Source organism: Ruminiclostridium josui JCM 17888, from assembly GCF_000526495.1.
GTDB lineage: Bacteria > Bacillota > Clostridia > Acetivibrionales > DSM-1351 > Ruminiclostridium > Ruminiclostridium josui.
The window spans coordinates 647,001-669,643 of sequence record NZ_JAGE01000002.1; the positions used below are offsets into that span (position 1 = coordinate 647,001).

Sequence of the window (22,643 nt, forward strand, 5' to 3'; positions counted from 1 at the left end):
GCAACAAAGATTATTATTTTATGATTATATTATTCCTTCCTATCAAGCAAAGTCTCAACTGACAAAGTGCTTTTCATAACCGCTTCCTTCAATCCATTTTAATTCTGTGCTTTGTATAATATAAAAAACCGCAAAAACATCAAAAGATGAATTTGCGGCTTTTTATACACCCTGCCATTGATTCTACTATTTCTCAACAGTATTAAGCCTTACGGGTATCCATTGGCTCATAACCTTTAAGGCTTAATGAATTTGTTACTACCGATACCGAGCTAAAGGCCATTGCACCACCTGCAATCATTGGATTGAGTAATCCCAGCGCTGCAAATGGTATACCTATAATATTGTAGAAAAATGCCCAGAATAAATTTTGTTTTATTTTAGTCATAGTTTTTCGTGAGAGTCTTATTGCAGCAGGAATTGTTCTTAAATCGCCCCTCATAAGGGTAATGTCTGCTGCTTCAATGGCAACGTCAGTACCTGTGCCTATTGCCATACCGATATCTGCTGTAGCTAAAGCAGGGGCATCGTTTATTCCGTCACCAACCATTGCAACAATTTTGCCTAGTGCCTTTAGCTTTTCAACTTCCTCCGCTTTGTTTTCAGGTAGTACTTCTGCCAGTACATTTGTTATTCCTACCAATTTTGCAATTGCATTAGCAGTTCTTTTATTGTCCCCTGTAATCATATATACTTCAATACCTATTTTTTTCAATTCTTCAATTGCTTCCTTTGAACTTTCCTTCAAGGTATCGGCTACTGCAATTAGAGCAGTAAGCTTATTGTCTACAGACATCAACATTGCTGTTTTGCCTTCATCCTCAAGTCTTTCAATAACAATTTCAACATCCCCAACATCAATTCCCTGTTCACTCATTAGCTTTCTGGTACCCATATATATGGTTTTGCCATCCACAACAGCCATTACGCCTCTTCCCGGTATTGCTTCAAATTTGTCAGGAGCATTTATATTACCAAGTTCTTTTTTACCATACTCATAAATTGCTACTCCTAAAGGATGTTCTGAACTTTTTTCAGTAGTTGCCGCTAGTTTTAATATTTCTTTATCAGTATAAGAAGTGTCTATAAGAACTATATCGGTAACTTCCGGCTGGCCTTTTGTAATTGTTCCTGTTTTATCAAGAACTACAGCGTTTAGCTTATAAGCCATTTCCAGATGTTCTCCGCCTTTAATTAGTATGCCGTTTTCAGCACCCTTTCCAGTACCTACCATTATTGCAGTAGGAGTTGCCAAACCAAGGGAACATGGACAAGCGATAACCAAAACGGCTACAGCACTTACTATAGCCTTATTTACATCACCGGTTACCAGTAACCATATTACAAAGGTCAATAAAGCAATTGCCACAACCACGGGAACAAATATGCCTGATACCTTGTCGGCAATTTTCTGAATTGGAGCCTTTGAGCCTTGGGCATCTTCAACCATTTTAATTATCTGTGAAAGTGCGGTATCCTTGCCTACCTTTGTAGCTTCAAAACGAAAGGTTCCAAATTTGTTTATGGTTGCTCCAATTACAACATCGCCTGGTTTTTTCTCAACCGGAAGGCTTTCCCCTGTGAGCATTGATTCATCTATAGATGAGTTACCTTCTAATATTTTACCGTCAACAGGAATTTTTTCTCCAGGTCTCACAATTACCATATCTCCAGGCAGAACATCTTCTATAGGTATGTCTTCTTCCGCACCATTCCTGAGTACTCTGGCCGTCTTTGCCTGCAAGCCCATAAGCTTCTTTATTGCTTCTGAAGTTTTTCCCTTTGCAACCGCTTCAAAGTATTTGCCCAACAAAATAAGTGTAATAATAACTGCTGCAGCCTCAAAGTAGAGGTTTTTCATCATGCCTTTGTGAACTTCCTCAAAGAAAACATTGTAAATACTAAAAAAGTATGCAGCAGAAGTGCCCATGGCTATTAATACATCCATGTTGGCACTTTTTGATTTTAGTGCGTAATATGCATGCTTATAAAATCTGAAACCAATTATAAACTGTACCGGAGTTGCTATTATCAGCTGGAAATACTGATTGTGAAGCCATGACAGTAAAGGGCTGTTCAGATTCAACATTCCCAGTATCATTGCAAGTACAAGAGGAGCACTTAATACTGCCGATACAATAAGTGAAAGCTTCAAGGATCTAATTTCCTTCTCCCTTTGCTCTTTCTCAGTATCCCTGTTTACCTCCTCAACTTTTTCTGCCCCATATCCCAGGCCCTCAATTATCTTAATTATGTCTGAGACCTTTATTGTTGACGGGTCATATTCAACATTTGCCTTTTCAGTGGCAAGATTAACAGCAGCTCCAACAATTCCTTCTGTCTTATTAAGCTTTCTTTCGATTTTTGCAGAGCATGCGGCACAAGACATTCCGGAAAGCTTTAATTCAACTTTGTTTGCGGATTTTGGGCTTTCCTTTATAACACCATAACCCAGTTTTTCAATTACTTCTTGAAATTTAGCTGAATGGATCAAAGTATCATCATATTCAACTGTTACTTTTTCTACCGCAAAATTAACATTTGCTTGTTTTACCCCATCAAGCTTATTTAGACCCTTTTCAATCCTTGCTGCACAAGCCGCACAGCTCATTCCTGTGATTTTAAGGGATTCTTTTCTATCCATTTTATCTGCTCCTTTACTATTGTAATATTGTATACATTAACCGCAGCAACTTTCAAAATTGGAAACATCCACCTGTAAATCGGTGTCACCTTCTATGTCTTCAGCGAGGGATGATAAATCTCTGACAACCTTTATAGTACTGCTAATCATTCCCATCCAGCAACTGTATACAAATTTTCCTTCTCTGTCCGGTGTAAATTCAATAACATTTTCTCCAGACTTTAGTGGCACATTCTCAATATTGTATTCAGGTATGTTTATTCTGTTGTTACAACCGTTTATGTCACTTGAATCAGCTGTAATTATCCATTTCACAGGCATACCTTTTTGAACCGTTATGGGACTGTATCTACCGGAATCAAGTTTTGTGGTAACTACCTGAATGTTTCCCTCTATTTTTGCAATTCCTCCTTTATAAGATGATTCATTAAGGAGTACCCTTGCATTAAATCCCGAAAGTGAAAGTCCTCTGTTTAACATTATAATACCAAGAAGCAATACCAATACAGCACTTATTTTCATCATTTTGTGTGTAAATTTTCTACTGAGGAGTGAGCTAACAGCCCCAATTCCAAACATTAAGGGAACTGTTCCGAGGCTGAAAAGAAACATAGATAATGCCCCTGTAATGGTACTGCCTGTCCCCAGTGCATATAGCTGCATTGCCTGCAAAGGTCCGCAGGGCATAAGTCCATTCAGTAGTCCAACAATCAAAGGCCCGCGGCTTCCGCTGTTTTGATGTATTTTTTTTGCAAAAATCTTTGGCATTCTAGGATTCAATTTTCTAAGTACAGGTAAAACATTCAACATATTTATTCCCATTATAACCATAAAAACACCCGAAAGTATTGCAACTACACCCTTAGCAGAACCAGAAAAGCTTACAACTGAGCCTATTCCTCCTACAATTCCACCTACGACGGTATATGAAATTACACGTCCCAAATTATATAAAATACTAGGTTTAAATTTTGCCAATCCTGAAACACCGGATATGGTTTTGTATCCAACACATACTGATAGATTTATCCCTCCGCACATGCCCACACAATGTAGTGATGTCAACAGCCCTATTAAAACCAAAATTCCGTATCCCATTGATTGATTCACTTCAGGTATAAAGTCAAACCCTATTGTATTTTTTATAATTACATAAAGGGCGAGTATAATTACTGCTATTCCCGCAATTTGACCTACTCCGGGCCATTCCGATTTTTTAGAGGGAATATTTGAGGTCTGTATGTTATTTGATGTTTCTTGGGGCTTATTCTTTACTATATAATCCAATTTTTCAATTACTTTTATTATTGTGTTAAGCTTAACAGCATCTGCATTGTAAGTTACGTAAACATTAGAACTACTGTAAATAGCTTTAACTTTTACAATTCCATTTAGTTTTTTAACTGCATTTTCTATTCTTGTTTCGCAACCAATACAAGTCATGCCTTCAACTTGGAGAATTATATCCACTAGATTTTCCTCCTTCATTTCACAATTTTACTTATTCAGTTTTATTAGCTTATCATTTCTATGTGAAGATTTTATGGAGGAATACAATTTGATTCTATAATATTTTTTAATTGATTTACAGATTATATGTTATAGGATTAATTTTTGCAGCATATGAGGGGGTAGTTTTATGAAAAAAAGACTTCTAATGGGCTTTTTTACTATATATCTTTTGATTTTATTGTCCTTTAACTGTTTCCATGTAGATGCATCTCTTTTCTCCGGTAAGACAAAAGGTTCATATAATGAAAGGCCTTTTACTATGGTATGGCTTTCCGACCCTCAGTATTATGCAGAAAGCTATCCACAAATTTATGATTGTCTCGGTAATTGGTTTGTAAAAAACTATAAGCGCAACTCTTTCGGATATTTGATTGTATCGGGGGATATTGTAAATAATGCAAGCCATGTAAATCAATGGGAGGTTGCAAGTCGAAACTTTCATAAACTTGATAATGAAAATGTTCCATATGGTGTACTAGCAGGTAATCATGATGTCATGATGAATGGACTTAATTATAGTGTATTTAAAAGTTATTTTGGTACTTCCCGATATATTAATAAGTCTTGGTACGGAGGAGGTATGGATGATAATCGCAATCATTACGACCTAATATCTTTCAACTCCTATGACTTTATTATTATGTATCTGGGTTATGGTAGTGAAACATCCCTTGAAACAATAACTTGGGCAAATAGCATTCTTGAAAAGTACTCAGACAGAAATGCTATTCTGGTTTTACATGAATATCTTAATGAAGATGGCGAAGTGACAGAAAAGGCAAGAATAGTTTCTGACAGTATTGTCATTAAAAATGCTAATATTTTTTTAGTATTATGTGGACATTATCATGGTGCTCAAAAAAAAGTTAAAATGGTTTGCAATTCTAATGGGACTACAAGAAAGGTTTTAGAGATTCTCTCTGATTATCAAAAGGCTCCAAATGGAGGTAACGGTTTTTTAAGATTTCTCAAATTTTATCCCAGTTCCGGTACTCTTAACGTTTCCCTGTATTCTCCCTTTACCAAAAAATACAGCTTTTTTGGTAAAGATATTGACAATTTTACTGAGAGTATTGAATTAATTGATTAATAAGTCTGTTTTTATTAGTCACTGTATCCAAATGCCAGAATACTGAATTCTTTATCTTGTGAATCTTTTGACATTTTAATCTTAATTTTATGAGTTGCAGGAATTTCATGGTTTATTAATAATTTAGATGCCGGATTATTCCACCCTGAGCTGTTAAAACCATTTAAAGTAAGCACATATATATCGTCAATATAGATATCAATTGAACCTATTTGAGTATTCTTTGATATCTTATACACAATAAACAGATTCTTGCAATATAGATAAAAGCAGAATTCTCCCCTATTATTCCCACCTTTGTGTGTCCATCCATTAGGAAACTGATTTATAGTAATATCCGGAAAAAAGCCGCCTGAATTTTCAACTGGCGTATTTGTATTATCCAACATTTTTAGGTTTTTAAACTCATTGCCAACTATAGGAGTTTGTGAAACATTATAAACATCGTCCTGAACCTCATTACTGACTTCATTTAGATAATTTTTTATAAGCTCTGTAATAAATTCATGTCCTTTCTCATGGGGATGTATATAGTCATCGGAATAATCCTGCCATTTCATTGTACCTTCATCAAACTCAGGAACTATGGCATTCTTAACACTAATCATAGGTAATTCATAATGACTTCCGATTTGTGCCATCTCATTCTGACAAGAAAAGCCGGATTCTGCTATTGTAAATAGTAATACAATGGCAGTTTCATATTCTGAACCCAAAATTCTTAGTAAAAGACTTTCAAAAGCAGTCATACTAGTTTTATTCTTTGCATCATTAACTGCAAATTCAACAAATACAATGTCTGGTTTATGGATTAATAAACCTTCCTCAATTCGTATTAATTCTATTGTAGAAGTTGTTCCTGCCCTTCCTGCATTTATGTAATTTACGTTATTACCTGTACCAAAGTTATTTGCAAAATAATCACTGGTTAACTTTGAATAGCACTTCTCGGGACCACCGTTGTAACCCTCTGTTATTGAGCCTCCAAGATAAGCAATAGTTATCTTCTGTCCATTTCCTGCCTTCTTCATGGTCTTTTTCATTCTATAATTATTTCCTGTGCTCATTAGTGAACGTTTTATAATTTTGGAATGGTTTTCTTGAGAATTTTTCATAAAATTTAGTCCTCCGAGTTTAGTACTTTACATAACAACACTTATACTGAACTCAAACGATAAATACTATTTTATAAATAATAGCTTTGTATTGAAATAATCTAGTAATTATAGTAGTATGAAGCATATAAGTTAAGACTTATAATCTTATATCAATGGAGATTTTAGTATGACATCTCAACAGTTAGAATACATAATTACACTTGCTGACGAGAGAAGTTTTTCAAGAGCTTCCCAAAAACTTCTTATTTCTCAGCCTGCATTAAGTCAATTTGTAAAAAACCTTGAAACTGAACTGAATGTACAATTGTTCGACAGGAGTACCACTCCCATAAAGCTTACATATGCAGGAGAACTTTATATAACCGCTGCTCGTAAGATTCAAACTATCCTGTCGGAACTGGATAATGAACTTAAAGACCTGGCAATTCTCAATATAGGTAAACTAACTATAGGTACTATCCCTTTTAGAGCCTCCTGCATGCTTCCAAAAAGTATTGTTTCTTTCAAGAAAAAGTACCCCGGTGTGGATATCCATATTGTTGAGAATGAAGAAGCAAATCTTGAATCTTTACTTACCGATAGCCTGCTGGATTTATGCATTTTATCAGGTTCTATCCATAATAATCTTATTCAAACCGAAACTCTGGCTCAGGAACAGCTTTACTTGGCAGTTCCTAATTTTAGTCCTTTTAACAACGGAAAGGAAGCTTACCAACTAAGTGCCAAAGATATAATTTATGACAGCTCTACATTATTTCAGGCACAATCTCTTAACTTGGTTGACTGTATAAAAGAGAATTTTGTTCTTATACAGAATGATGATGCAATATATAGTGAATTGTCTCAGTTTCCTGAGTTTAGTCATCAAAATACAATGTATACAGATCGGATTGAAACTGCTTTTTCTTGGACTTTATCCGGAATCGCATGTTCTTTTATTCCGGATACACTTATACGGTATGGAAATTATCAAAAGCACCCTGTGTATTACAAATTAAATGCTCCTTTTGCCAAACGTGATATTATGGTTGCATATAAGAAAAACAGGTATTTATCAAAGGCGGCGTCGGAATATATTCTGCTTTTAAAACAGTTAATCGGATGCGGCACATGGCTTTCTCCCAACGAATAGTATTTGTAAAAATTACTTTATGAAAAAGAGGCTGCCGTAAGTTTTCGTCAGCCTCTTTTTTCGTTGTCTCAAATAAAATTGATTACTTACCCAGAACCTTTGCCTTTAACAATGCAAAGTCAAGGGCATTTATGTCTCCATCTGAATTCATATCTGAATTCTTTAAGTTTATTATTGGGTTTGCACCGAGGATATACTGCTTCATTATAGCTAAATCCAATGCATCAACGTTTTCATCATCGTTTACATCTCCTAGTATCGGTTCAGGATCTACTATAATTGGTCCATCTCCGTAGTACTCACCTAGAGATATTCCGTTTTTACCGAGAGGAATCTGATGGTCAAGACCTATAAATTTACCGTTTGCTTGCCACAATGCTGGCTTCAGCAATCCATATTTTTCTTCGTCCCAGGTTGCCCAGTCATTTCCTATCAATCCGCCTGTATCACCTGAGTTAGGATTCAAGCACCAGAAAGTATGGTTGATACGGTTCTTAATCATGTAATCTCTTAATAAAGTCATCCATTTCTGATTCTTTCCACCATCCATGAATCCTCCCCATTCACCTATAAGAAGAGGAGCTATTTTTTGATCGTCTATGAATGCCCATGTGTCATACCAGTAATCATCTAAGAGGGTTTGTGTTGTGAAATCCTTATCAAACCATGTTTGATTATATACAGAAGGTCCGTAATCATGTGGTGAATATACTATTTGACTGTTTAATGGACCTAGATCAATAGGGTAATCCTTTACACCTCTCAGATTTCCGCCCCACCATCCGCCATGCCATGGAGCAGCTTCACCGGTAGCTCCCCATACATCAGGAGTATCAAATGTGTATCCTTTTTCAGTTTTTGGGTATTGCTCAATACCTTCAATCATAATTAACAACTTTGGATTTACAGCTAATATTGCTTTTGAACACCTTTCAGCTGCATATTTCCAGTTGTTTTCATCTGTTGAGTTATCCCATTTTGCCATGTCAGTTGGTGTTTCTGCGGTATATCCTCTTTTTCCGTGAGGTTCGTTTTTCAAATCTATGGCAAGTATTGTATCATCATTTTTATATTTATCTGCAAGCCATACTAATGTGTCTATCCACTTTTCTGTAGTAATCATACCCGCTGTTGTAGTTTCAAGACCATACCATAACGGATACATATGACCTGAGTTGTTGGCATCAGGGCTGTGAACATCTATCATTACCTTGATTCCCAACTCCTTGCAATATCCCATTATTATGTCAAATATTTCCATACTGTTTTTTGGCCCATCAGTTTCAGGGTCATAAAAATCAGGGTTTACAACGGTATATGGAGGATTGTTACTGGCTGTAACACTGGAAACCTTGTTTGGTTTACCAATCATCCAGCTGTATAAAAGTTCAGTAGAAATAGGTACTCTCAGAAAACCTATACCTCTGTCGGCAACACTGGTCAATATATTCTTAACATCATACCAAGCACCGTGAAAAACATTTTCACTACAGTTAAAACCAAACCAGTTTGCACCAGTAAGCCAAACTTCACGTCCGTTCATATCATATATCTTATCACCAACGCAATGAAGCCAATCATCATTATTTGTATCTACTGCAGCCGATGCAGTAATACCGAGATTAGTCAACATCATCGTTGAAGTCAGTGCTAATGTCATAAGCGCTGAAACTATTCGTTTTTTCATAACCTGTTCTCCTTTTAATTTTAATAACCTTAATAAATACTTCTTTAAAGGTAATAAACCCTTTTACCCCAATAAAGCCTTCTTTAATAGAGAAAAATCAATTGCATCTATGGAACCGTCGTCATTCATATCTGCATTATTTTTATCAATATTTCCATTCTGAGTGAGAATATAGTTTTTCAGGAGTGCAAGGTCAATAGCATCAATGAATGAATCTTTATTTAAATCACCCTTTTTAGCAGGCGGATCTACAATTACGCCGCCAAAGAACTTAACAGCTCCTGCAAGTACTCCAACAAGACCTGCATTATAGTCAAGGGCTACCTCTGTATACTGATACTGGTTTGCATCGTCAAGGAATCTGTCATTCTGATCAGGTCCTCCTACCAACGCACCTGTTAATAAGTGTTTAGCAGGCTTCGCATTATCCCCGTTTGCATATGTGTAACCGTTTGCTGCTCTGTGATGAGGATGAATACACCAATTGCTTCCATAGCCAATTATATATGACATATTGGCAGGATTATCACCTAAAATATAGTCTACTTGTTTTTTAGCTAAATCCAAAAGTGATTGATCTTTGTTATCCTTGCAGTAAATAAGCATAACCATGGATTCTGCAGCTGCATATCTGAGTACACCCCAGTTGGAGAGCCACTTTAGTCCTCCAGGAGTAGTTGTTATTTGAGTCTTCCAATAGTTGAAATTAAAGTCTACTGCATCTTTGTATATCTGCTTTCCTGTGATCTGAGCCAATCTCAAAGCAGCAGGAACATACATATCATCCCAGCACATGGTCCATTTATCTTGCAGCTTATTTTCATTCATTGTATTGCCTAAGGTGATAAACTGCTCAGCATCAGTTATGTAAGTACTATCATTAGTTGCAGTGTATAGCCATGTTGCTGCCCAAGCCAAATCATCGCCAAAGCTGGTAGCCTGATAGAATGACTGGCCATTACCTACGCCCTGATTTGCTTTACCCATTGCATAGAGTTCTTTTGCTGCAGTAAGGCACTTTGCTGCATAAGCGGAATCAATATTCTTGTAATTGAGATACATAAGAGTAAGTGCTGCAGATGTCTCACCCAAAATATCTGAAGCAGGATGACTAGGATCAGCCTTATATAATGAAGGTCTTTCACCTGGCTGCTCCTCTGGTGCGCCCCAATATGTATGGTCGGCGTTTCCCTCTCCTACCTGATAGTAGAATGTGGTTGAGTTCGGATGTGACTTAAGGAAATAGTCAGTAAAATATTTCAGCTGCTGCAGCATTTTTGTTGTATTTCCGGTTGCATCAAATGACTCTTTAAATTCATAAAGTGACCAACCCAAAACAGCTGCCGAATAGCCTTGAGGCAGACCAAACTTTACATGGTCTCCTGCATCATGATAACCGCCTGTTAAATCAATGCCAACATCACTTCCGTCTGTTGTGTGGCATGGGCCTCTCCAGTCAAATACATTATTTTCTCCTGCTTGAGGACCACATTTGTTTGCATCATAAAAAAGTATTGAATCCTTTAATGCAGTTGAATAATCATATGTTCCTGCGGCAAAAGCTGTACCTGAGCTGACAAAGGATGTTGTCAGCATAACTCCAGAAATCATTAAAGCACATAATTTACTTAACTTACTTTTCAAAACTATCCCTCCCTAATAAATATGTATAATTCTGTCCGGCAGAAATGTCATCTGCCGTAACAGGTTATCAGTACTGTAATAAAATTATCGCACTACGTCCGTATGCTCTGCTGCAAAGTCAATAAAGTTGTTTTCAATATAAGGCTTGCAGTCAAAAGCACCATCATTCCATGACCAAAGCATGTATCCGGCGTAACCGTTCTTATAAATGGCATCCAGTACCTGCTTATGGGTCATTTTCAATGAAGAACTCAGAGTGTCAGGCATCATCTCACCTATTATCACCGGTTTATCTAGCTTCAGACTTGAAGCAGGTGTTGTAACTGGGTTAAAATATGGTGTCGCCCAGTCATACCAATGGAAGTCGTAGAAGTCAAGACCCAATCCATCCCATAAATCATATTGTGCACCCAGCCACTTCATATTTGCACTGCCGAAGCTTACAGGCTGTTTTGCATACTGGTGTATAAAATCACAGGTAGTTTTTATGTAGTTCCTCATTGCGGAAAGTGGAAAGATTTCTCCCTTATTGTTTGGTTCGCCATTGTCTTCTTTTTTGATAATCCATTCCGGTTCATTAATGATATCCCAGCCTAATACTCCTGGATGCGTACCCAATGCTTGCAGTATTGGTTTCATAGCATTGTCAAGGAAGCTCTGAAGCACTGTAGGATTATCAATGATATCGTCATGGTCAACAGAATCATCTTCTCTTGCACAATCAAAGCTTGTTATTGTCCAGTAAATCTTTATACCCTTTGAATATGCATAATCGCAGGTTTCCTTCATATGGTCAACCCACTTATCAGGGAGACCTGTACAAAGGCTGCCTTCATTTGGACCTGACCAAAGGGGACCATAGGCAAGGTCCGGGAATATCCACCATCTCAATGAACGAATTCCCTTCGTGGACATTGCATCCAAGTCACTCTTAATTCTTGTAAAGTTGTAAGTCCAGTTATTATCCAAAAATTCATAGGACCAGTTATACCATGCATAGTTGACTCCAACAGGGTATATGGTACTGCCATCCATCCATATTATTCCTAATCCAGGCGGTTGCTGTTGTCCTTCTCCTGAAAACTTGATTATCCTACCAAGAATAAATTGCTTTATTTCTGCCAAATCTAATGCCTCAATTTCTCCGTTTGCATTTACATCAGCTGCTTTAAACGCCTCACCCGTTAAGGTTTTTTTCCCAAGTATGTGACTCTGTACAGCAGCCAAATCCACAGCAGAAACTAGTGTATCATTGTCAACATCACCAAGCTTGTATGTTGTCTCGGCAGAAACTGGCAACGGTAATGCTGCAAGAACTACCATTGCTGTGGTAAGTAACAAGCTGATCACTTTTTTCATAGCAAATCCTCCTTACTTTTGAATTATCAGACTTTTATTAACCGAGTAAAGTCTTCTTTAATAAAGCAAGGTCAAGGGCGTTTATTTCACCGTCTTTGTTCATATCCCATACATTGAGATCAACATCTCCTGTTGGATATAGAATGTATTTTTTCATTAATGCATAGTCAAGAGCATCAACGCTTCCATCACCATTTAGGTCTCCTAGTTTTGCTCCTGTGCTGCCTTTTGGTGGTTCATTTCCATACACTTTTACATCCCCCCTATATACAGAAATATTCTGATTAATAGAATATTCCTTTCCTATATCTTGTCTGCTCCAGTCATTGGTCGGATCCCAGTGGGATTCCCAATTGGAATCCAGAGATGAAACTAATCCAAAGTGGAATTCTTTGTCTCCATAGAAGGCATTTCCAGTCCAGTCTATTTCAACGTAGTATATTCCCTTTTCAGCATCCCAGGCAAATGGTCCATTAATTGCTGTTTCCTTGCCATCGCTGGCTTTACCTTCGTCATACATAACCGCAACAGTCATATCATCTATTGTTTGTCCTGCAGCAAGCATTTCTGAAATATCAAAGAAATATCTAGCCTTTAATCCATCTACAAATTCAGGCGGTCTGCTTGTTTCATTGTGAATATTAATTGTAACCTGAGTTCTTTCCTTGTTTTCCTGTTCTAGTTTTGATTCTGCATAGAAATCATCTGTTACCGGTTCCTTTGGAGGGAAATTCTCCAATGGTTCCATGCCTTCCCCGAAATATTTGTACAATCCAGCAAGTGCACCTACAAAGCCTGCGTTGTAATCTATTGCTACCTCGTTGGAAACAAAGTCTGTAGTATCGTCATTATGATTATCAGTTGCATCCGGGCCTCCTACTAATGCCCCCCATAAAGTATGTCTGTGTTCAACGGGATCATTCATACTAAGAGTTTTTGAGCCATGTGCTGCACGATGGTGAGGATGCTTTGCAGAGATATCTGAAAATCCGACTTCATAGCTTCTATTCATAGGATTATCTCCTAGAATATAATCCATCTGTGATTTTGCCCACTCAGTAACATCCATATTACCTTTATACTTTGTATACACTACTGCACACAACTGAGCTGCCGCATTATATCTTGCAGAACCCCAAGTGTTTACAACCTTGAATCCTCCTGGTGTTGCAGCCATAAATGTTTGATCTGAAGGATCTTCATGTGGTATACCTGACCAATATTCAAGGTTCCATCTAAATAAGTACCAATGTAGAGGGTCATTTGTTATTGGAGCCAACTTTGCAAAAACTCCTCCCCATACTACATCCCATGAATGTACCCATATATTCTGCCAATTGTCTTGAGTAGATTTAATTATCTTACTCATGTAACCAGTATATTTACCATCAGAAACAGCAGCAATATCATCGATATATGATTGTTCTCCTGTTGCAATATTTAGCCATACAGCTGCCCATGACAATTCATCCTCATCATATGCTGATCCATAGAACCCGCCTGAATCACCCAAACCACGGTTTTTAACAGCAAATCTGTATAAAGCCTTTGCTGTGTCCAAGCACTTCTTTGCATATGCTGGATCAGAATCTTTAAAATTCAAGTAATTTATTGCCAATGAAGCTGCTGCTTCTCCGCATTGGTCACTTGCAGGTGTCTCTGATGTTGCAAAGAACGCAGGCCTTGGTACTTCTTCTTTTTTATTGAGTTCCGGTGGCTGCCACCATGCATGATCCACAGTTCCGTCACCAACTTGGAAGCAAAATGCCACTACTTCTCCGTTGTTATCCATAAATGTGGAGCGTAAGAAATAGTCATTTCCCCACCTGAGTATATCCCTCATGTGATCTTCTTCATTGATTTTTGTAAATGATTCCTTAAATTCATAGAATCCCCAACCAAGTGTAGATACAGTATAACCTTGTGGCAATCCAAATTTAACATGGTCTCCTGCATCATGGAATCCTCCGTGGAGATCAAGACATCCATCTCCATCCGGGTCAAGGAACTCCCTATTTTTATCAATAAAAGCCTGTGACATATTAGTCCCTACATAGTCTTTCATAGGAACTAATGGGAGCTGACAATCCTCCACATGACAGTCACCTCTCCATTCGATCTTACCACCGGTTACACCAGGGCCGCATTTTTCAGCATCATAAAAATACAGTGATTTTTGAAATGCTTCTGCATAATTGAAAGGAGGTGTTGTCGAGCCTGCATAAACACTGCTGCCCAAAAACACTGAGGATACAACTGCCATTGCTGTAGCAAAAGCGGTTGTTTTTCTAACATACTTTTTGAAATTCAAAATACTGACCTCCTTTTTATTTATTTTTTGATTAAACCTAAATTGCATAGTTATTTTAGATTACTTCAAGCATTGTCATTACCCGGCAAAACATTTGCCGGGTAATGGACAGTAATTTTTGATTAATTCATTTGATTTGTAAAAAGGTATATTATTGAGAAAGAAGAGTTTTCTTGAGTAGTGCAAAATCAAGAGCATCAATGTTCTTATCCGAATTCATATCTGCTACAGAGACATCATATTCCAAAGCGTTGCCCAATAAATATTTCTTTAAAAGAGCAACGTCCAACGCATCAATATTTCCATCTTTATTAATATCACCAGCTAAAATTATCGGTGGTTCTTCACTTCCACCTGCCGGCTCATTTCCAGCCAATTTTTTAAAGTTGTTACCTTCATATATTGGAATATTGGGAGCATATTTTCTTGTCCCGTTTATATATGTTGAATCCCAATCTTCAAATGACCAATCATTTGATGCATCCCATGTATTGGTAGCTGAACTTATTGTAAAGTCAAGTTCAGGTCCACCGGCTCCCCACATATAACTGGGATATATATCTTTACCTGATAAATCAAGTGTATAGTAATAAACTTTTTTCTCAGTATCCCATGCTGTAGGACCTGTTACTTTAACCCATGCTGGAGCCTTTATACTAACATCACTTATATCCTTTGCATCAAGAGTAAAGAAATAACGTATTTTTAATTGATTACTAGGACGAGCAGGCCATGCTGAACGGTTTTCAACACTTAGTGAAAGCTGGGTACCACTTGTACCATTAAAATATGTTTTGGCAAATACCGGCCATTCATCTTTAGGCTCATGGGGTTTATCCGGTAATGGAAAACTACTGTCTGGAATAGGAGTTCCTCCGAATTCAGAATACATTCTTGCAAGAGCCCCAGTAAGGCCAGCATTATAGTCTATAGCCACTTCATTGCTAACATAATCACTTATAACATCATTGAAACCATCTGTTGAATCAACACTTCCAACCAGTGCACCGTATAAAATATGCCGATGTTCAGCTGGAGTGTCCATCTCTTGTCCCCATGGGCTGTGAGCTGTTCGATGATGAGGATGTTGAGGATAATTCTGACCAAAACCTACCATGTAGCTTGCTTTACGAGGATTATCACCTAAGATATAATTTATTTGCTTTACTGCAAAGTCATGATAACGTGCTTTTTTTACAGTATCACTTAGTTTATCGGAATAAACAAAAGCAAATAATGCAGTTGTGGAAGCATACCTGAAAGAACCCCAGTTGTCCAACTTAGCATGTCCACCCGGAGTATAAGAAATCTTGGTGCCATCGGCATTGTGCTCTGTACCGCCTACAGTCCACCAGTTTAACCAACGTTCTGCATCTTCTCTGTACAAGCTTGTTTCTGGTTCAATCTGAGACATGAGAATATAGCATCCAAATGTTTGGTCATCCCAACAATGTGCCCATTTATATTTGTGAACCTGTTGGTTTGCTTCTTTACCAATTCCATTATAATATTCTTTTGCTTTTGCAAGGTAATCTGAACCGCTTCCTGAAGACTTGTCTTCCATAGCCTTGTAAAGCCAGATTGAACCCCATACCAATTCATCATTATAACCGCTGTGTGAGGTATAAGCAGCTGCACCTTGTGGGTCAACTTTACTTATTACATCAGAAAAAACTCCTCTGTATTTATCTCCGAATTCATATAACTGCTTTGCATGTTCAAGCAATTTATCAGCATATGTCGGATCTGTATTTCTAAAAACAATGGATGAAGCAGCCATAGCAGCAGCTGTTCCCATAGCTATTTCCGTTCCCGGATGCTGTTCGTCCAGTTTTATTGCTGTTCTATCGTTCATTAGATGTGTAACTTCAATGGGAACCCAATTATTATGATCATTTGCCGTCATTCCAACCTGCGCCCAAAAAACATTTGGCTCAGGATGACACTTGATAAAATAATCATTAATCCATCTCAACTGGTTTTGAAGCCATTTCATCTGACCGCTTTTTTCATATGCATCTTTATATTCTATAGCACCAAAAGCAAGTAAACTTGTTGTATAAGCACATGTAACACCAAACTTGATATTATCACCTGCATCTACCCAGCCTCCGGTAAGGTCTAAGCCTTCCTTTTGGCCATCTGTCAATTGAGCATCTCCACGCCATAATAATCTGGTTGGAATATTTGATGTTAATAATGAACCTGATCTCTGTGCTTCATAAAATAAAATAGATTTCTGCAAAGCCTCTCCATAGTTAAAAGCGGTTGTTGCAGAAGAACATTCATACTGAAAGTTAAATTGAGTTATGGTTATTACTATGGCAACGATAAGGGCATATATACTTACTCTTTTCATTTTATCCATATTTACACACTCCATGCATGAATCAGTTATTTAACTGTTATCTCACCATCTGTGAATACAGGATTAATTTTCTTAAGTTCAGTATCTCCAAATGCACCAGCAGTACCTTTTGAAATTTTAATTGTTCCCTTCTTAGCATTATCCTTTATTTTGAAAGTAATATTTGTGATAACTCCTGACTTTGTTACAGTATCTTTCCCACTGTTACTGCTTGTATAGAGAAAACTGACCAGACCTGTTGCATCAATAACTGTATAATCAAAATTGGAATTGTTACTTCCAAAAATTTCACCTGGTTTTACCTCAACAACTTCAAGAGCATCTGTGTCATACTTAATATTGAAATTAAAACTTCCAATACCTTTTTTAGGTAAGTTATTAAGCTTTACAGGGATTGTTACAGTTGAACCAGTAGCTCCGCTTGCCTTTCCTATTGATATTTCTGCCTCACCGCCTGGAGTTTTGTCTTTTGAATCGCTATTTGAATCTTTACTATCCTTATCGGATGTTGATTTAGTAGATTTTGAATCTGAATTTTGGGCCGGTGAAGAAGATGCGGATACTGAAGGTGATGATGAAGCTGTACTACTTATTGTTGAAGTTGATGTTTCTGAATCAGATGTAAAATGGTTTACCCCAAATATTATTGCAGCAGTCACTAAAATAATTAATAATATTGCCAATATTACTTTTTTCATGGCTTTTCTCCTTGTTTATTCAATATTTTATTACTATAAAATGACTATAGACATTTTAATTAAAGGAAATAACATATCCGTTCAAACACTTGAAACTATAATAGGATAGGAACAATAGGAATGCTTTTTATGCATTCCTATTGTTCCAAATAAAACTTAAATTACAGTGTGATTTTTCCTAACAAGAATGATTTAAGTAATGCAAAGTCAACTGCATCAATAGAACCATCTTGGTTTAAATCAGAATTAGCAACATTTATAGTAGAAGTATCTTGACTTAACAATGCTTTCTTCAATAATGCGAAGTCTATTGCATCCTTGTTACCGTCACCGTTAACATCTCCTAAGTTTGTTGTAGAAGTCTGACTATCAATCTTTGGACCCTTTTCATCAAGGTAAGCTGACATCCATGCAAGAGGAGCATTCCAGTTGATAGTTATTTCGTTTGTTGACCAAGATTCAATATTATCCATGAAACACTTTTCTGCAGGTCTTTCACCTGGTTGCCAACCTGAACCCTTAACCCAAGGATCCTGTAAACCAGAGTTAGGTCCGCCAGAGAGACATCCCGGAGGTGGTTTTGGGAATGTGTTATCTGCTTGATATGACCAGAAACGGTGATGAGGATTTTCAAGTGGGTTATCACCATAACCAGTTACATAGCTCTGAACATTTGGGTTACGTCCGAGGAGGTAATCCATAGCAGTTAATGCACCATTGATATATTTCTTGTTATTACTGAATTCATAAGCATATGACATAACTATTGCTTCATTAATAACAAATGAGTTTGATCCCCAAGGGAAACCTTTAACAACTGATTGATCAAATGGAGAAGAAATTACTTTTTCTTCAATTGGTACTCCATAACCTTGTGAATTTGAAATTGATATGAACTTGTCAGCAGCAGCCTGAATATTAGCTCTAGCTTTAGCTACATCTGCAGCTGGAAGATTGTTAGGTACAAGTGCAAGTGTTATTGTTCCCATACCTGCTGTACAACCCCAGTCAAAAGCTCCTGTAATTCCATTATTCTCACCGCCATTTAATTCAGTTGGCATTTCGAGATAATGCTTTGAGCTCTTTATGTAGTTTAAGTACTTATCACTGCCTGTTGTTGCATACAACTCACATGCTGCCCAGTAGAAATCATCAAGAACGTAGTCGTCTCCATATGCTCCACCACCTGGGCCCTGTTCCATAGTTGCATATATGTCAGGATGTTTAACAGCTGCATCCCATGCAGTTTCTGCTGCTGTCAAACATTTAGTCGCGAAAGCAGAATCATACTGTTTCCAGAGACGTGAACCTTGTGCAGCAATAGCAGCCAGGTTTAATGTAGCCGCTGTACTTGGAGGCTGCAACCAACGCTTCATTGTATCCTGGTCAGGACGTACAGCAAGAGCTGTCCAACGTTCGTCATGAGCTTTGTGGTGAGCCATACCAGCTAATTCATTTCCTGCTGGAACCTGCATATTTAATAATGTTTTTAAGTTGTAACGTGCTTCATCCAGTATATCAGGATAGCCATTTCCGCTTTCAGGTATTTTCAATGAACCATCTTTAAATGGAGCAACTGAAAGGTCTCCACCCAAATGAAGTGCACGCTCATATGCATTCATTACAGTCCAAGTTGCAATACCACCATTAACAACATATTTACCATGGTCACCAGCATCATACCAACCACCTGTAACGTCAAGTGTGTAGTTAGCCTTGTAAGACTTTGTTGGATCTGGCGCAAGTATATCAGTTGTGTGTCCTGCAGGACGAGCCCATTGTGGTTGATCACAGTATGGCATTTCTATTGGAATAGCACTTCTGTTGTGATAGAAATACTTCATTGAATCGTATTTCATTTGAGTAAAGAGGTTATCGCCAATATCGAAAGGCATACTTTCATTGTCTCCGGCAATTGTTACAGGAACATCTGTAACTATCTTATAGCCTGTACCAGGTGTTTTGTAACTTGAGAAATCAATGATATGAACATGGTCACCTGATGCAGAGTCGTTACCTTTAACAGTTGATTTACCACTTAAAACAGTTGCTCCTGAACTGTTAACCAACTTCCAGTTAATTGGAGTTGTTGAACTTGTTGCTACAGTTGCAACCTTATCAGCATTAGGATAGAATCCTACTTGGTTCAAACGTACAACGTTAGTAGGTTCAACTGGATCTGGTTCGTATCCAGCGAATTGAGGATCCTGAAGATAAATGTCATCAAAAGTAAATGTTATTGGCTGGAAGTTGCCATTGTATTCATATGAAGCCTTATCTTTATCTGGAGCAAGGTGGAAAGCAAATTCAACATTACTCTTATCTACATTCTGTCTCCATGTATCAGTATAAGTTACTGGTACACCTGCTTTTAAGTCCAAAAATTCCCATTGACCGATATGCCAATATTCAGCATATGGCTCACCCTGATCTCCTATTTTAGGATAGATTTTACAATCTCTGCTAGCAGTAACAGTAAACTTTACAGTGTATGTATGTCCTGCCTGCATTGTGAGTCCTCTGTGACGGAACTGTAAATCCCATCTTTCACCTTTTCCTGCTTCACCGATTTTTTCAGCAGTTATTTTGTACTTACCGTCTGCTGTAATTTCGAAACTTGCCTTTGCAGGGTATGATTCAACCACGTGCCATGGAAGACCTACTCTGTTGTCAAAGGTATGGTTTCGAATTAAGTCTCCTGCCCCAACAAGGGCAAATGCTTGTCCTATTGAAGAAGATAGAACCAGCACAATTGCGACAAGCATCGCAATTTTCTTCACTAACCTTTTTTTCATATTTACCTCCTAGTAAAATTTTTTATTTTTTAAAGCCTACATTTTTAAATAATGCAAGCATTAAAAACTCAATAAGCATTAAAATAAACTTCTATTAGCCTTGAGGTAATTGGGTAATTGTTCCCAATAAATACTTCTTCAAAGTAGCCATATCTAAAGCATCAATATTTCCATCCTTGTATGTATCTGCAGCCTTAACATCTATACTGGAAGTGCCACCCAGTAAATATTTCTTTAAGGCAGCCAAATCCAATGCATCTACATTCTTATCGCTGTTTACATCACCATACAAGATTTCAGGATCTGGATTTTCTGGTCCACCAGCTGGTTCGTTACCGAATACTTTTACACCGTTATCATAAACAGGTATATTGGTAACTGTATCAACAGTACTGCTGGTTGGTAATCCATCATATGAGAAGTCATTCTTAGGATTCCAATAGCTTGTTCCCTGTGGTGCGGAAATTCTAAACTGAACTTCTCTTCTGCACGCAGACTGACCGCCTGGGTAGATATTTTCTCCTGTCAAATCAACATTTACATAGTAAATATTCTTTGAAACATCCCATGGTAATATGCCAGAAACCTTTGTGTTCTTACCTTCTGCATAATTTGAACTTGTTACAAGACTTAAAGGATCAATTCCTGCTTCTACGATTTCAGACAAGTCCATGAAATATTTGAATGAAATCTTGTCTGTAACTCTTGCAGGCCATCCTGTCTGGTTATACACTATAGCCTTGATTTCAGTGTAGTTAGGACCAGTTGAATTCAAACCAGCCTTTATGATAACTTCATCGTTGGTTATTTTTTCAATAGCCTTGAAGTTCGGAATCGGATCTCCGCCAAACTCCTTGTACATTTTTGCAAGTGCACCTGTAAATCCAGCATTATAGTCGCAGGCTATTTCATTATTAACATAATTGTTTATTTCATCAGTATAGCCGTCTGCATTATCAGGTCCTCCTACCAACGCACCATATATAGTATGTCTGTGGTATGCTGGTGAATTCATTTGATCTGTCCATGAACCGTGAGCTGTTCTGTGATGAGGATGCTGAGGAGGATTTACTCCATATCCTACAACAAAACTTCTTCCAGTACTTCCAAGAGCATAATCTATCTGACTCTTGAGGAAATCCTTATACACAGATACTTTGGATGGCGTACAGCCTTCCCAATCTGCATAAACACCAGCTAAGAATGCCTGAGTTGTCGCATGTCTCAATGAACCCCATTGGAATAACCATGCCAATCCCTTTGGTGTATAAGAAACACGTGTTCCGTTAACACCAGTTGTCCAGAAGTCAAGGTTCATTTCTATACTATCCTTATACAATTGCTTGTTTGTAAGCTTTGCAAGGAGAAGTTCAGCACCATAGTGTACATCATCCCAACACTGTCCCCATTTGTAGGCTATAATATCTGTCTGCTGTTCCTTACCCCAATTAGGTACATAGGATTCTGCTTTGTCCAAATAAGTACTGTCATTTGTAGCAATATATAACCATACAGCAGCCCAAGAAAGATCATCATAAAATGAGCTTGAGCTGTAGAAACCTGAAGCAGCTGTATATCCTGCATCACTCTTTGCTTTATCAGCCATATCAAATAAGTCCTTTGCATGACTTATGCACTTTTCTGCATAAGCAGGGTCACTGGATTTAAAAATTGCCGCTGCAGATGCCAGAGAAGCTGCTGTGGAAGCACATACTGCAGAACCAGGATGAGAAGCGTCAACCTTGAAAGACGGTCTTTCCATCTGCATTACTTCTGCAGGACCCCACCAAGAGTGATCCTTGCCTCCATCTCCTACCTGATAATAATATACACCTGGTGTGGGATTACATTTAATAAAGTAATCATTTGCCCATTTAATACCGTCCATGATATATTTGGTCTGACCACTTTTATCATAAGCATCTTTATCCTCATATAAAGACCATGCAAGCATTGTAGATGTATATGACATTGGTAGGTTAAATTTTACATGATCACCAGCGTCGTACCATCCGCCTGTAAGATCAAGTCCTACATCAGAACCATCTTTCATACCGGAATCGCCTCTCCAGTTGTCACGCTTATCATCCGGAAGGTCACCTGAACGCTGAAATTCATAGAACATTATTGATTTCTGTAAAGCTTCTCCATAATTATATGTTCCTGCAGCATATGTGTTTGTTTGAGGTATAAATGATACCAAAGAAGACAATACTGAAATCGATAATGCAACACCGATAGCCTTTGTCCATTTTCTTTTAGTTTTAAGCAATTTGCCATCACTC

Annotated in this window: 13 protein-coding genes; 2 read left to right on the forward strand and 11 right to left on the reverse strand. The window is 37.6% G+C overall.

All coding sequences use genetic code 11. The features are described from left to right. Positions 1-202: 202 nt before the first annotated feature. Positions 203-2,644 carry a heavy metal translocating P-type ATPase gene (locus K412_RS0119160; RefSeq protein ID WP_024834581.1) on the reverse strand — a complete coding sequence of 814 codons (2,442 nt, stop codon included), beginning with the start codon at positions 2,642-2,644 and terminating at the stop codon, positions 203-205. Positions 2,645-2,680: 36 nt separating this feature from the next. Next, positions 2,681-4,114 (reverse strand): urease accessory protein UreH domain-containing protein, encoded by a 1,434-nt coding sequence (locus tag K412_RS0119165; protein WP_024834582.1) that lies wholly within the window; start codon positions 4,112-4,114, stop codon positions 2,681-2,683. A 169-nt stretch (positions 4,115-4,283) separates the two neighbouring features. Between K412_RS0119165 and K412_RS0119170 the strand changes: the two genes are divergently transcribed. Beyond that, on the forward strand, positions 4,284-5,246 hold the full coding sequence (locus tag K412_RS0119170; RefSeq protein ID WP_024834583.1) for a metallophosphoesterase: 963 nt from the start codon (positions 4,284-4,286) through the stop codon (positions 5,244-5,246). A 14-nt stretch (positions 5,247-5,260) separates the two neighbouring features. Here the strand turns inward: K412_RS0119170 and K412_RS0119175 are convergent, their stop codons facing one another. Further along, positions 5,261-6,361 (reverse strand): SGNH/GDSL hydrolase family protein, encoded by a 1,101-nt coding sequence (locus tag K412_RS0119175; protein ID WP_024834584.1) that lies wholly within the window; start codon positions 6,359-6,361, stop codon positions 5,261-5,263. Positions 6,362-6,530: 169 nt separating this feature from the next. Here K412_RS0119175 and K412_RS0119180 point away from each other — a divergent pair, with 169 nt between their 5' ends. Continuing rightward, complete coding sequence (locus tag K412_RS0119180; protein WP_024834585.1) at positions 6,531-7,496, forward strand: LysR family transcriptional regulator; 966 nt, start codon at positions 6,531-6,533, stop codon at positions 7,494-7,496. Positions 7,497-7,578: 82 nt separating this feature from the next. On the opposite strand, the gene K412_RS0119185 is transcribed toward K412_RS0119180, so the two are convergent. The 8 genes from K412_RS0119185 to K412_RS0119220 form a co-directional block, all read right to left on the reverse strand. Then, a complete protein-coding gene (locus tag K412_RS0119185) occupies positions 7,579-9,183 on the reverse strand; it encodes a cellulase family glycosylhydrolase (protein WP_024834586.1) in 1,605 nt (534 codons plus the stop codon). Between the two features lie 63 nt (positions 9,184-9,246). Next, complete coding sequence (locus tag K412_RS0119190; RefSeq protein WP_024834587.1) at positions 9,247-10,827, reverse strand: glycoside hydrolase family 9 protein; 1,581 nt, start codon at positions 10,825-10,827, stop codon at positions 9,247-9,249. A gap of 84 nt (positions 10,828-10,911) precedes the next feature. Further along, the gene (locus K412_RS0119195; RefSeq protein ID WP_024834588.1) at positions 10,912-12,186 is read right to left on the reverse strand and encodes a dockerin type I repeat-containing protein; all 1,275 of its coding nucleotides are present in this window, start codon (positions 12,184-12,186) and stop codon (positions 10,912-10,914) included. A gap of 37 nt (positions 12,187-12,223) precedes the next feature. Next, positions 12,224-14,497, reverse strand: a complete 2,274-nt coding sequence (locus tag K412_RS0119200; RefSeq protein ID WP_024834589.1) for a glycoside hydrolase family 9 protein — start codon at positions 14,495-14,497, stop codon at positions 12,224-12,226. A 151-nt stretch (positions 14,498-14,648) separates the two neighbouring features. Beyond that, complete coding sequence (locus tag K412_RS0119205) at positions 14,649-16,865, reverse strand: glycoside hydrolase family 9 protein (protein ID WP_024834590.1); 2,217 nt, start codon at positions 16,863-16,865, stop codon at positions 14,649-14,651. 26 nt (positions 16,866-16,891) lie between these two features. Continuing rightward, positions 16,892-17,563, reverse strand: coding sequence for a cohesin domain-containing protein (locus K412_RS0119210; RefSeq protein ID WP_024834591.1), 672 nt, complete (start codon positions 17,561-17,563; stop codon positions 16,892-16,894). A gap of 161 nt (positions 17,564-17,724) precedes the next feature. Then, positions 17,725-20,358: a glycoside hydrolase family 9 protein gene (locus K412_RS0119215; protein WP_024834592.1), complete on the reverse strand. Its 2,634-nt coding sequence runs from the start codon at positions 20,356-20,358 to the stop codon at positions 17,725-17,727. Positions 20,359-20,452: 94 nt separating this feature from the next. Further along, the gene (locus tag K412_RS0119220; RefSeq protein WP_024834593.1) at positions 20,453-22,630 is read right to left on the reverse strand and encodes a glycoside hydrolase family 9 protein; all 2,178 of its coding nucleotides are present in this window, start codon (positions 22,628-22,630) and stop codon (positions 20,453-20,455) included. Positions 22,631-22,643: the final 13 nt, after the last annotated feature.